This is a genomic window from Paraburkholderia phenoliruptrix (genome assembly GCF_902859825.1).
GTDB lineage: Bacteria > Pseudomonadota > Gammaproteobacteria > Burkholderiales > Burkholderiaceae > Paraburkholderia > Paraburkholderia phenoliruptrix.
Genome location: NZ_CADIKB010000046.1, coordinates 1 through 12,192, shown reverse-complemented (window position 1 = coordinate 12,192; position 12,192 = coordinate 1). Strand labels below are relative to the sequence as shown.

Below are 12,192 nucleotides of genomic sequence, written 5' to 3'. Positions count from 1 at the left end.
ACGAGACTCCATCCGAAGCGCAGGCACGACGATGACCAAGAAGATCAATGAGCAGATTACCGAATCGGCCCGTGAAAATGGGTGGCGGTTCGAAGGGATATTCCACCTCGGTGCGATCGTCCAGCACGACTCACTTCCGCCGGCATTCCGCGATGCGATCGACGAGGAACTGGTCGAGATCGCCAAGGCGGTGGGCATTCCCGGCAAGAAAGCGCTTCTGATGGAGGCCGACGAATTCGTCGAGTACGTCGTTGACAAGAATCTGATGGGGCTGCTCGTCAACGTCGCGACGCCCGTGCGCGAGTACGCCGAGAGCGATGACAGCAACAGCTACGCGTTCAGCTGGGGGCACTACGGAACGGATTGGCTGTACGGCGATGACCTCGCAACGCTGCTGCCGAAGATCGAAGCGTGGGTCAGGGAACGAAGCGAAGAAGACCGGCGCAAGTCTGCCCGCAAGGCGGCGTAATTCCGGTCAGGAATCGAAAAGAGAGAGAAATCACATGCACAACTTTTGGACGGTTCTGGCCCACGGGCCGCGCCTGCTGTCGCTGAATCTGACTGCCGTCGTCGCGATGATACTCGGGCCGCTTCTTGCATATGCAGGAGTACTCAACCAGGCCCGGTCAATGCCTGCGAATACGAAGCGACGCGCTGGCATTGCTTTCCTCGCATCGACCATGTTCTTTCTCGGCGCGTATGTCACTTCCCACGCGACGCTCGCGGTTCCCAGCATCACGGTGCCAACTGCATTCCGCGCTCTCCAGACGGTCACGGATTACCAGGTCGTATGCCGTTGGAACGTCGAAAAGACAGATCAGATGACCTGGTCGGTAGCCCGCGATCGCTTGCTGGCCAACGACGTGAAATGGCGCACATCGTTTGCGGACCTGACGCCCCACGCGCGGGCGGGCAAGGACGTGCCGTGCGGCGAAACACCGGTCCCCATCGACGACAGTCGGATGCAGGCGGATCTTCATGCGGTCGTCGTGTGGATGTATGCAGGCGACCTCCTGTGGCTGCTTGGATGCGCAGGGATCGGCTGGAGTCTGCTCGCCGGGCTAGTGAACGAGAGTCGCCTGTCCACCCGAAATTCGACTGCTTGACTGACAGCGCAAATCGAGATCCCGCGCCGTTGATCCGGCTAACCCTCATTCCTGAACGGATTCTTCCGATGAAAAAAATCCTCACTCTTGCACTGATCGCGGCTGCCTGTGCCGCTCACGCCGACGAAGGCCATGTGGTCCAGCGGAACTACATGGCGACGGGCGCTGCGGACCTGCAGCCAGTTGACGCCAACATCGCTGACGGCCACGTCCATCTTGCGTTCCGCCCCGGGCAGTTCGATCTCGCGCATCCGGACACCTTCCCAGCGGTGTCGTCGCTCGACGACGACGGCCGCGAGAAGCCGGTCGACTTCTACGCTTCGACCGAAAAGGGCCGACTGGAATACCTGCTGTCGGGGACGCCGTCGACGATTTTCCTCGAACAGGGCAAGCGTGAAGTGATCCTGGTCGCGCAGCCGAACTGCGCGATCGAAGGCGTGAAGATCGAAGGCAGCGGGCGTATTACCTGCCCGAAGTAGTACGCAGGGCTATCGTCACGGTGTCGGAGCAACGGTCATGAAACACGTTCTGCACAACATGAGCCCGCGCGGTGTCGCGCGGCGCGTCGCGCTCGGTCGATGGGACTACTCGACCGAGCACATCCTCGGCCTGCAGTTCACGATTAGTTTCCTAGGGCAAGGCTTTGGGCTCAAGGAAGCGCCGGCGAACTTCCTGAGCGCGCGACGCTGGCTCCTTACGCGCGAGACGCCGCAGAGGTTCAGTCAGGCGGTGGAGATTTCGGCCGGGACCGATGGACTCCGCGCTTCTGGCTACGCCACATACCCAGGCGGCTGGTTCGGACAAGTGTACGAGAAAGATCTCCACGTTCCTGACGAGTACATGTCGACGTCGAAGATGAGTGGCGATAAGAACGCAAGACTTCTGCTCGACCGCATGCGGGCGCACATCGAAGCCGTCGTAACCAGCAGCAGTCGCTAGAGGAAGGAGAGTGCGATGTCGAATGTCGAAGCAAGCAACGAGTCGGAAGTGAAACGACTGCCTGCTGTCGGGCAACTCATGCCCTCGTGGGGGCTCACCCGTACCGGCGTGGTCCGTTCTGACGATGACGCGCAGAAGATGGCGCTCCGTGACTTCGGCGCAAAGCCGGGCGACTCCGCCGAAGTCGATTTTGGCGCAGGCTTTTCGCGCGGCGTCCAGTTCGGTCGCGCGACCGCGAGCGCCGATGTGCCCGCGTTCGCCTGGACGAAGGAACCGCCCAGCGAGCAGGGCCGGTACTGGCACTGGAACGGAGACCTCGACGCCCGACCGGTGCCGCTGTCTGTGCTCTGGTCAGGAAGTACGAAAAAGTGCTTCGTCGGCATCGGTCAATACGGCATCACTACGGCGATCGACTGTGACGTCTACGGCGGCTACTGGCAGCCCGTCATCGAGCCGAAGATGGACGAGTCGATCGGCTACTACGGGAGCGACGCATGACTGGGAGCGCGGAGCAATCCATTCCGGAACAGACCCTCGACGAGCTGGTCAAGGAGCGCAATCGGTTGAACGTTGCGATTCGCGCGAGGCTCGCCGATCCGTGTCGGGACCTGAACGCCGAAGAGTTGAATCGTCTGAGGCAGGAGGCGCTGGTGGATCTGGTGCCGGACTTCATCAACGAGATGCTCCGATACCTACGGATGCATAGCATCGCGCTTGTTTTCCATGACGGTCGGATCGAGAACGGGGCAGTGGGATACCCGCCCGAGCTGGCCCTCAAGAAAGCCGTCATGGAGCATGGTTGGCACGGTTTCCCGGATACCTTCCGCAGGAAGCTGGCCGATGCGCTGTTCGCCAACATGTTCGACGTGCGAGCGGATCTGGACAAGGCGCCGATGGCTCGCTGGAAAACCCACGATACCCCGTCCAGCCTGTCGCAACCCCAAACCTCCACTGGAGAATTCCATGCAGGAAACTAATACGCCGACCAGCGCTCCCGAAGAATTTCCTGGCTATCCGGAACTCGTTCTGCGCGAATTGCCGGACGGGCGCGTGACGGGCGTTGCCATGCGCGAAATGCGCTCCTCGTTCCATGTGACCTTCGCGGACAAATTCACCGAGCCTGAAGAGGTCGAACGGGGTATCGAGATCCTGCGCCGGCTAGGGCAGAACGACAAATACGGGACATGGAAGAAGGAGTTAGACATCGACGCGGCCTCGCTCGACGACGCGATCGCATCGAGCCCGGAAAGCTCTGTCGGCCAGAAGTTCGTGTTTCTGTATCGGGGCAACGAATGGGTGTGGGGAATCTGGAACAACCCGGAGCATCCGAAACGCAGCGAAGTTCTCAAGCACCTGGCGGGCGTGGAGCTCCGCAGTGTTGCGGATTTCCATGGCACGCGTGTATCGGCCGCCAAACGAGACGTGCGACCGGGTCTTGATTCGGTGCGGGCAAACAAGACGCTCGCCGGTCCCTACCAGGTGCTCGAGGTCGCGATCGACCTGCTCGAACAAAGTTTGCTGCGGTCTTCCGACAAGCAGGACTATGAGGCCCATCCTGCTGTCCATTATCTCTGTGAGTGGTGGAACCGGAATGCGCCGGAAGGCAGTCGTGAGGCTGGGTTCGTGCGTCTGTACGTCTGGAACGAGACGGACCGGATCTTCAACGCCTGCGATCCGGAAGAGCCGGCGGCGCAGGCCGATCAGCTCCATAGCTGGCCCAGCTATGCGCTCTTTGAACATCCGGGGATGCCGACGGTTCTTGGATGCTTCTACCGCGGCCGTCGATTCAACAAGGACGACGGCACTGGCGGCACCAAGCTCTACGCAGCCGATGGGAGCGAAGCGTGGGACATCGGGCTTGAAGCCTCCGAGGTCGACGAGGCCTATTACTCGCTGGTCGGTCTCGAAAGGCTGGCTGAGCATGACGTGTTCGCGGTCTGAGGCCGTTGTCCATCAGGAGGTCGAGCATGGTTGGATTCGGCATGTATAGATTCGTGGGGCTGTGGTGGCTCGCAGAAACGGTTGCTACTTACGGCGTCGCCACGTACATGGGTCAGTCCGCAAAATCGGCTCTGGAAATCGCGGTCGGTTTCCTCGTCGGCCCGTTTGCGCTCTTTCTCCTGATCGCAATTGCGGCGAGACCCGTTGTCACCTACATGATGATTCGGACCGAGCGCCGCCGTGTTGCGATCGAGGCGCGGTATCCGCGCACGCGCGTCACGGCTTTGTCCCGCGGCAAATGGCTGGTCACCGACCTCGACACCGGAAAGACGCGCTGTGAACTCGAGCGGGACGGTGTGACGATTGCCGACAGAAAGCCAGCCAAGCTCTGCCGGCGCGGTCGTGCGAGGCAGATCAGTTGAGCGCCAGGACTTGAATCGGAAGACTCGTTCAGTAGAGTGAACTCAAAACCGGTGCAGTCTCAACTCCCTGCAAGGAACACTATGTCGAACGGCAATATTGTGTCGCTGCTCGCCAAGGCGCGCAGTGCGCTGTACGCGATCGCAAAGACCTATGACGATCACGAGCTACGCGCCCGCGCGCTCGAAGTTTATGAGAGCACCGCGCCGGAGACGGTCTGCGAAGATCCGGACCGTACGTTGAGCGCAGGATGGCGTCGCCTGACGGACAGCCTCCCGGATGCCGACAGGTATCCCCGCGTACTGATCTACACCGAGGGTGTGGACTTCAACGGCGAGCAATTCTTCGACGTGAGTGCAGACTCGCTCAACGAGAACTCGTACGAATCGCCGGACGATCAACCAGAAGTCTGTCGCGCCGCAACGCACTGGATGGTGCGTCCTTTCGTCGACGCGAATGCGCTGCCGGGGGCGCCCGCTGGGCAGTGGGTGCATTGCTCCCCGTCGCTGGTTATGGCGGGCGTGAGCTGCGCACATACACCGCGGCGCGCGTGCGCTTGCCGGCCCGAAAACGGAGGGCACGATCACTTCATCGCATTCAACGACTTGACCAGATCTCGGGCGCCGACCGCCAGGACGGAATGTGTCGGAAACCCGGGGTGGACCAGCGTCGAGCAGAGACTGCCAGAGGTTCAGAGCGACGAGTTCTACGGGGACGAGCATTCGAAACCCGTGCTCGTTCGTCTGGAAACGGAAGAGGGTCGGGTGGTCTGCTCAATCTGGGCGTGGAAGTACTCGTACCGCTGGAAAGGGTGGGTTCGCGCCGACATGTATGACGGCTATGAGCCCGAGCACTATCGTCGGTACGGGCGCGTTACGCACTGGACGGACCAGCCGGATACCGACATCGTATCGCCTCCGCCGCGGCCCGCTTAGTCGCTTGGCGTAGCAGTAGCGGGAGTGGCGGACCGCAAAAGATTCGCATGGACAAGTACAAACCATTTCTCTGAAACGAGTATCGAGGAACCTATGTTCGGATTTATCGCTGGAAATTTTTGGTGGATCATCGCCGTCGTGGCGATAATCATGTTCTTGGTGAACAGTCTGCGCGTCGTGGGACAATTCGAGCGCGGCGTCGTCCTGACGCTCGGCAAGTTTAGCCACGTCGCAGAACCCGGGCTGACCATTCTGATCCCGATGCTCCAGGGGATGACGAAGGTGGACGTCCGCATCACGGCGACAAACATCAAGCCGCAGGACGTGATTACCAGCGACAACGTATCGGTCAAGGTCGACGCCATCACCTACTATCAGGTAACGGACGCACGGAAGGCGCTGCTTGATTTGCGCGATTACGAAGGCGCGATCAGCCAACTGGCGCAGATCACATTGCGCTCGACGATCGGTCAACACAAACTCGACGAACTGCTCTCCCAGCAGGCGAAGCTCAACGACGCGCTCCGGGCAACGATCGAAGATCGTTCGAAGGAATGGGGCATCCGCGTGGATCACGTCGAAATCCGCAGCGTAGATCTCGACGCGACGATGATCCGTGCGATGGCGCAGGAAGCGGAAGCCGAGCGAGGCCGCCGCGCCCGCGTGATCACCGCTTCGGGCGAGTTCGAGGCAGCACAGAAGCTGAGCGAGGCGGCCGATATCCTCGCGAAGAACCCGGCCGCAATCACGTTGCGCACCCTCGCTACGCTCAAGGAAATCGGTGCGGAACAGAACAGCGTAATAATTTTCCCGGTGGCGCAGGAAACCCTGTTGCCGACCAACAGCAGCGGCCTGAGCGCCGCCGCGATCGCGAAAGCGCTGGCGGACCAGATGGGGCACGCGAGCCGCCCAACCCAGCCGGCAGGGCAGAACTCGGCGCCGGCCGCGAGCTGATCGGGCGGACGAAAGACCATGCGGCTATCCGTGCGGCACAGTTGACGCTCGCGGCGGCGCGGGCACCTGCGAGACCCGCCCGAACGACCGCGACAAGCTTAGTTTGCGCGAGGCTGCTCAATGGACAAACACCGCTTCCTCTATCGCATCGACGGTCTGTACCTCGTGCCGGGCAACAAGACGGCCGGTTTCTGCTTTTCCGTTTCAACCCAAGCGCTGGCCGATCTGATCCAGATTCAGGTGCCGACCATCGAACTCGAGCGGCTGATGTCCGGTATCCACCAGCGAATTGTGAGGGTGGGCGGTTCCGCACACGAAGCTGGCCAGCAGGCCGAGATCCTGTTCGTCGAAGGAACGGCGTGCCCACGGGCGTTTGTCTCTGATCCCATGTTCGGCGGAAGTCTGGGCGCCGATCCGGAGACGTTCAGCCGGCTGCAGCGACCAGATCGGCTCGACTGGATCGGTCCCGAGGTGGATTACACGCCTCACAACTGCGATACGCCCGCTCAGTCCATTGTCCTGGTCGTGATGGTCCAGTCCTGGGCCGAATACGCGCGGTCCAAGCTACGCCAGTCCGTGGCAGCTTGAATCAAGGCCTCCTCTTGATAGAGTGGGTCAAGGCCGGGCAATTCCGGCCGTTAACACCGAGGACAGAATGATCACCGACGCCGATGCCGTTCCAGTCACGCAGCCTGTAACCGCGGATTTCGATCCGGGGGAAATGGTCGCGGCAGTCGCGAGAAATGAGCGGAATCTCCACGCCTCGATCCTTTTGAGCCTCCTCCTCGACGAGAGCGGCGCCGACGACGTGACCCACGCGAAGCTCCGGAATGCGATGGGTGACGGGTCCGGCGAGCTCATCTCCAGCTATCTGGAAGCGAGGCGGGCGCTGAAAGCGCGTATGGCTCAATGCCTGCGCGACAGCGCGAGTGAGGCGCGAAATCAGGTCAAGGCAATGCTCGAGGCGGCGGGGTTGCCGGCGACGACCGATTTTCAGGTCGTGCGAACCACGAGCGGAAGAACCGTACGCGTGCGCGTCGTCGCGATCCGGTCAGCGCGGCGGCAGGCGGATGGGGGCGTCTGGGGATACCTCCAACTGGAGACATCGCCCGGATGTTTCGAGGACATGGAGTTTACCTTTCGCGACGGCGTGCTCGTGGTGCGAAGCGAACCCGACATTTACTGAGCGACGGACCGCGATCCAATGGGCATAGAAACGCTTGCCAAACGGCAAGGATGAATGGGTGGAACAGGTGCAGGGACACCAGATACGACTACAAGGATGATCGCATGAAGAAGCTGGTTGTGTTGCTCGCACTGGCGAGTGTGTGGGTTGGGGCGATCGCGGCAGACGAAAACGGGGAAGGCAGTGCGGGGCGCGTTGCCGAATCGTTCCTCGCCCGCAGGTTTATTGTGATGGGCGCTCCCGACGTTCACGGAGAGGGTGCGACTGTCTACGCGCAAGTTGCAGACCAGAAGTGCAGGGTCGAGCTCAAGCGGGACTTCGTTGCAAATCCGGACGGTTGGCGAGTCAACGCACTGGATTGCGCGAAGGGTCGCATCCCGGAATAACCAGAAAGTTCAACGATCCATATTTAAAAATGATCAAGCTCACCATTGCCATCGCGATAGCCTCCGCAGCACTCGGCATGGCGTCCATTGCGGATGCACAGGATACGAAGGCAGCACCGACCGATGAACAGATGAAGGCAGCGCAACAGTTCGCCGATACGCTCGCGGACGCCGCAACCGCAGACAAGAGTCACGCGAAGGTCAAAGCGACGGTGACATGGGCCGGTGACTGGAAGTGTGGTGTCAAGGTTGGCGATAGGGATCTCCAGCTCGAAGCAGCAGGCCCCGATCCGAAGCGCGATTGCGTGCAAGCAATGCTGCAGCTTGCTCGGATCAAGATGCTGTAGCCACGCGGAACGGCGGGTAGCGTAACCCGCCGCGTTTGGAGAGGGCGAGCGCCGCAGAGCCGGTCGGCAGCAAGCAACCGGCAGGGAGCGTAAGCCGGACCGCCCTCTCCAAACGGGGGCGTTAAAGGGAGCCAGACATGGCCAGTAGTTCACGAAATATGACATCGATCCTCATGGCTTTGCTGATCGGATCGGCTGGACCAGCCTTCGCGCAGGACCATATGCGCGAGGCGACGTTACAGATGCAGGCTGGGCAACAGTTCGCCGAAAAGTTGATTCAGAACGCTCTGCCCATTGGAAAGACGGGTGATTTCCAGTTGGCACTCAAGGAAGGCAAGAACTGGGAATGTCTGGTCCGCATCAGGAATGCAGCAGGCTATGGCACTACCGTAACTGCCGATGCAGAAAGCCCTGAGCGCGCGTGCGTGAAGGCGGTGCTCGCACTGAACGAGGAAAAGGCCCTGTAAAGGCGAAAAGACGATGACGAACGACCCTTTGGGCCTTATCACAGGCGCAGAACCCGCTTCAATGTTGAGTCGCCTCAGCGACGAAGAAAGGCGATCGCTGGACGCATGGGTGAAGCAGCAGCAGCCAGAAGCGAATGGCTTCGTGGACCTCCGCAAGTGGCCGGGTTGGCTGGGGGCATTCGTTCGGACAAGCTCCTCGTTCGAGAAGGCGAGCCTGACCGCGGCGCAGCGCGAACGATTCGACGAGCTGGTCGGCAGCCTTCGCTCTGCGGCCGATCTGTCCGCGCAACAAGCGGCCCGCATCGTGGCGATGATGCCCGGAGACGGTGACCTGACATGGATTCGTGGTTCGATCGGTGCTGCTACTCGCGAAGCTGGCCTGGTTCTTCGCTCATGAAAGCAATGAAGACAAAGATTTCAACTGCGGCGTATGTCGCCGCCGCCATATTCGGCGCGTATACCAGTTACGCATTCGTGGTTGACGTTGGCTCCATCTACCACTTTAGCGTGCTGGCGAAGGTGTTGGGGGGCGTTGCGCTATTCGCGGTTTTGACCGGAGCACTGGCGGCGACCATCGCTCTCATCATCGCGTCGCTCGCTGTCGAGCGGCAGTTCTCGTGGCTGGTCAATACTGTGCGAGTCCTCGGCTTCATCGTTGGAACAGGCGCCGGATTGTGGGGTATGGCGGGGGCGCTGAACGACACGCCCGGCTGGCAAGTCGGCTGCGCGATGATGACCGGCTTCACGGGCATGAGCGTCTTTGGCTTCGTCACGTTGTTTGCTCGCCGGCGTACCCTCCTAACGACGCCATGAGCAGACGGAACCAAGTTGCGTGCAATGCGTTCTTTCGCGGGGGTGGTATGACGAGGTTATTTTTCGCAGCAACTATGGTTGCCTGCATCGCCGGATGTGCCGCGACGGGCGGTCACTCGTCCCAGAGCGATCTTGGGGGAAGCTCAAAGATCGTCCTGGCAGACGGGACTGGCAATGTGGACGGACATAAAAGTCCGTTCTCGAAAGAGTACAACGTGGCGCCGGGTAGCCACACAGTTGGAGTCTGCAACGGAGGCGGAGGCGGCCTTTGCGTAAAGTACTACTACATCAAGTTTGATACCAAGCCCGGACTGACCTACACGGTCTACTCTCAAGCGAGAAACGTAAGCGTCTCGAACAGTTTGGGCTATGTGCTAGACACGCGAGGTTTTGTGAACGATCTTCGCGACGGCGTGCCGGCTCCCGTTTCATTCAACGATACGACTGGTAACGGAAGCCAATAAGAAAGGTCTACGAGAATGCAAAAACTGGTACTTGCACTAACGGTTGCAGCAGTCAGCGCGTTGGCCCACGCCGAAGCGGGTCCTCACGTTGCTGGGTCGCCGTGTGAAAGCAATGGAGTAACAGCGCAAAGCGGCGCGAACCATCAGCTCATTTGCGCAAACGGGCAGTGGCGGGAGCAACGTGCTGCTGCACCTTACGCGGCTACCTCTAGCGACGACACGCTGTACACTCTGGTCGCCCGGTGGGCGGCAACGAATGGCCTTCAGGCCCGGTGGGAGACTGGTGCGAAGCCACCCGTCATTCATGACGCCGTGCGCCTCAATGAAACGGCGCATCTGGAGTCTGCGAGCACACTTAGCGACGCGTTCACGCGTGTGAGCAAGGCATATCACGCCGAGCACCCGGACGCCCCGGCGCTGGTTGCGTGCGTATATCGGCACGATCATATCGTCGCCGTCAGTGCAAACGGATGTGGCTCGCACGCTGACAACTGAAGGGCCGGAGGCTCACCATCGCCGCGATCGAGCGAGCCGCCAGATCAGCACGAGATAGGCGCGAAACAGCGAGGGAAAGTTACGTGAGCATCACCTTTTGGGCGCCGTCAGCGCCGAGGCGAACAGTAGTTCATCAGCCGGACGGGTACGAAGGGTACTCCGAAGAGGTTTCCCTGCTGCCGGAGATCAAGCTGGTCGACAGCAATGCGTTTGCAATGCTCGAGGCCTTCGGTGTCGCGCCCGATCAATGCGGTTCCTGGGCAATAAGCGAGCTCGCGGAGATGTTGCGCCGCGCGGTGAAGGTAGCTAATGTTCAATCGCTGCGTGAACCCGCAACGTCCGAGACACTCGCTACCCAAGGAGCGGTGCGGATCGTTGACCGATCCGCGGAAGTCGTCTCGATCGGCAGACGGCCTCGCATGGTGTCGCTCGGGCGGACGGACGAATACGTTCAGCGCACTGCCATGCGGTTTGTAGATCTTTTCCGACAGGCCCAGGCTGGCGGGTACGAGGTCAGTTAGGGTTGAGTCATTCTGCGCGTCAGTGGGTATGTCACCGGTCATGAATGCGACGACGATCATTTCCCTAATCGCACTCGCCATTGCGCTGTGCGCACTCTGGATCTCGGTGCGACGCTCGCCGGCGGAGCCGCATTATCGCGTCGAGATTAGCAGCAATCGCTACCTCGACGAAGGGGGCAAAGAGCGGGTCTCGTATTCGTTTAGCCACTGGCACGATAATACGGTCTTCGGGATGACGGTCGGCCGCTTTCGTATCGCGCTGGCTCGCAGGCGATTCGGTCGCCGGTGTCGGCCAGAAAATGGTGCGCAGGAACAGAACGTCAATTGACAGGGAAGACCGGCTGAGCCGGCGAAAAGGACAAGCACTGAAATGAAGGGGAAAATTGCAGATGGTGAGGCCCGCGAACGGCTGATTATCTGGATACGGAAGCGCATGGCAGAGTTTGGTATTACCACGCAGGCACTTGCGGAATCGATCCAGCACGACCTTGACCATCCGCCTCTGTATCGTGATGCACGCGGCAACGAATGGAATGGAGAGGGAGTGATGCCGAGCTGGCTGACTGCAGCGCGCAACGCTGGCGTGAATCCGGACTTCTTTCGGATCGCCGAAACTCAGTCAACGCCGGCCGACGGTCCGAAGATTGACCCGCGTCAACTCGATTTCTTCCGGTAGATCAGTCTGGCACCCGTCCGCGGAATAGACCGAGGACACGGTGTATCCGGTCGGCGCCAGCCGTGGATGCCCGAAAAAGAGTGGCGCAGTGAGCGCTCCGCACTCGGCCGGCCGCCGGGAAAAAACGAACGAAGGAAACCATGAGCACTGCCGTAGTCACCATTTCTGTCGAAACGATCAGCGATGCCCTCACGAAACAGGGGAATCCTGCGCTCTTTGAAACGCACATCGTTGGCCTGCTCAACGACGGCTACCCGGTGGGGATCAGCAACGAAGGGGCGTTGACGAATGTCTTTACGGATGCCGCTGACTTCGCGGCGTGGTTCAGCAACTTGCGCGCGAGCGTTTAAGGCTGGGTAAACCTGGCTGGCGTCGTCATTCATCCCGACATTGGGTTTGGATGAATGACGGCGCCCACGTGGCATTCAATTGGGCAATGTCCCACAGACAGTTGAAGGTTGGGACGGCGGGTGCGGCATAGATTATGCGACCTTGCGATCATGGTCAATGTTGGATTTCGAGGGCGAACGCTTCAGGGCGGC

At 60.5% G+C, this 12,192-nt stretch carries 21 protein-coding genes; all 21 read left to right on the top strand.

Annotation, left to right across the window (positions count from 1 at the left end; genetic code table 11):
- Positions 1–31 precede the first annotated feature (31 nt).
- The 21 genes from HV711_RS28605 to HV711_RS28505 all read left to right on the top strand — a co-directional run bounded on the left by HV711_RS28605 (position 32) and on the right by HV711_RS28505 (position 12,000).
- Positions 32–469: a hypothetical protein gene (locus HV711_RS28605; RefSeq protein ID WP_035482956.1), complete on the top strand. Its 438-nt coding sequence runs from the start codon at positions 32–34 to the stop codon at positions 467–469.
- Between the two features lie 211 nt (positions 470–680).
- Positions 681–1,106 (top strand): hypothetical protein, encoded by a 426-nt coding sequence (locus HV711_RS28600; RefSeq protein ID WP_175145439.1) that lies wholly within the window; start codon positions 681–683, stop codon positions 1,104–1,106.
- 68 nt (positions 1,107–1,174) lie between these two features.
- Positions 1,175–1,585 (top strand): hypothetical protein, encoded by a 411-nt coding sequence (locus HV711_RS28595; RefSeq protein WP_035482953.1) that lies wholly within the window; start codon positions 1,175–1,177, stop codon positions 1,583–1,585.
- A 37-nt stretch (positions 1,586–1,622) separates the two neighbouring features.
- Positions 1,623–2,045, top strand: coding sequence for a hypothetical protein (locus HV711_RS28590; RefSeq protein ID WP_035482951.1), 423 nt, complete (start codon positions 1,623–1,625; stop codon positions 2,043–2,045).
- 15 nt (positions 2,046–2,060) lie between these two features.
- Entirely contained in the window at positions 2,061–2,543 is a 483-nt protein-coding gene (locus HV711_RS28585) for a hypothetical protein (RefSeq protein ID WP_035482946.1), read from the top strand.
- A complete protein-coding gene (locus tag HV711_RS28580; RefSeq protein WP_035482944.1) occupies positions 2,540–3,022 on the top strand; it encodes a ferritin family protein in 483 nt (160 codons plus the stop codon). The genes HV711_RS28585 and HV711_RS28580 overlap by 4 nt, the downstream gene beginning before the upstream one ends.
- The gene (locus HV711_RS28575; RefSeq protein ID WP_035482943.1) at positions 3,009–3,986 is read left to right on the top strand and encodes a hypothetical protein; all 978 of its coding nucleotides are present in this window, start codon (positions 3,009–3,011) and stop codon (positions 3,984–3,986) included. Before HV711_RS28580 ends, HV711_RS28575 begins: the two co-directional genes overlap by 14 nt.
- A 41-nt stretch (positions 3,987–4,027) precedes the next feature.
- Positions 4,028–4,408: a hypothetical protein gene (locus HV711_RS28570; RefSeq protein WP_175145437.1), complete on the top strand. Its 381-nt coding sequence runs from the start codon at positions 4,028–4,030 to the stop codon at positions 4,406–4,408.
- Between the two features lie 81 nt (positions 4,409–4,489).
- Positions 4,490–5,341, top strand: coding sequence for a hypothetical protein (locus HV711_RS28565; protein ID WP_035482941.1), 852 nt, complete (start codon positions 4,490–4,492; stop codon positions 5,339–5,341).
- Between the two features lie 93 nt (positions 5,342–5,434).
- Complete coding sequence (locus tag HV711_RS28560) at positions 5,435–6,295, top strand: slipin family protein (protein WP_063826567.1); 861 nt, start codon at positions 5,435–5,437, stop codon at positions 6,293–6,295.
- 120 nt (positions 6,296–6,415) lie between these two features.
- Entirely contained in the window at positions 6,416–6,883 is a 468-nt protein-coding gene (locus tag HV711_RS28555; protein WP_035482940.1) for a hypothetical protein, read from the top strand.
- 67 nt (positions 6,884–6,950) lie between these two features.
- A complete protein-coding gene (locus tag HV711_RS28550; protein ID WP_051224513.1) occupies positions 6,951–7,481 on the top strand; it encodes a hypothetical protein in 531 nt (176 codons plus the stop codon).
- Between the two features lie 104 nt (positions 7,482–7,585).
- The gene (locus tag HV711_RS28545; protein ID WP_035482939.1) at positions 7,586–7,867 is read left to right on the top strand and encodes a hypothetical protein; all 282 of its coding nucleotides are present in this window, start codon (positions 7,586–7,588) and stop codon (positions 7,865–7,867) included.
- Between the two features lie 29 nt (positions 7,868–7,896).
- Positions 7,897–8,214, top strand: a complete 318-nt coding sequence (locus tag HV711_RS28540) for a hypothetical protein (protein ID WP_035482938.1) — start codon at positions 7,897–7,899, stop codon at positions 8,212–8,214.
- Positions 8,215–8,351: 137 nt separating this feature from the next.
- Entirely contained in the window at positions 8,352–8,681 is a 330-nt protein-coding gene (locus tag HV711_RS28535) for a hypothetical protein (protein WP_175145435.1), read from the top strand.
- Between the two features lie 13 nt (positions 8,682–8,694).
- Positions 8,695–9,078 (top strand): hypothetical protein, encoded by a 384-nt coding sequence (locus tag HV711_RS28530; protein ID WP_035482934.1) that lies wholly within the window; start codon positions 8,695–8,697, stop codon positions 9,076–9,078.
- Entirely contained in the window at positions 9,075–9,494 is a 420-nt protein-coding gene (locus HV711_RS28525; protein ID WP_175145433.1) for a hypothetical protein, read from the top strand. The genes HV711_RS28530 and HV711_RS28525 overlap by 4 nt, the downstream gene beginning before the upstream one ends.
- A 1,042-nt stretch (positions 9,495–10,536) precedes the next feature.
- Entirely contained in the window at positions 10,537–10,974 is a 438-nt protein-coding gene (locus HV711_RS28520) for a MerR family transcriptional regulator (RefSeq protein ID WP_035482927.1), read from the top strand.
- Between the two features lie 40 nt (positions 10,975–11,014).
- A complete protein-coding gene (locus tag HV711_RS28515) occupies positions 11,015–11,302 on the top strand; it encodes a hypothetical protein (RefSeq protein ID WP_035482926.1) in 288 nt (95 codons plus the stop codon).
- A gap of 42 nt (positions 11,303–11,344) precedes the next feature.
- Positions 11,345–11,650, top strand: coding sequence for an H-NS family nucleoid-associated regulatory protein (locus HV711_RS28510; RefSeq protein WP_035482924.1), 306 nt, complete (start codon positions 11,345–11,347; stop codon positions 11,648–11,650).
- A 140-nt stretch (positions 11,651–11,790) separates the two neighbouring features.
- On the top strand, positions 11,791–12,000 hold the full coding sequence (locus HV711_RS28505) for a hypothetical protein (RefSeq protein WP_035482922.1): 210 nt from the start codon (positions 11,791–11,793) through the stop codon (positions 11,998–12,000).
- The last annotated feature ends 192 nt before the right edge of the window (positions 12,001–12,192 follow it).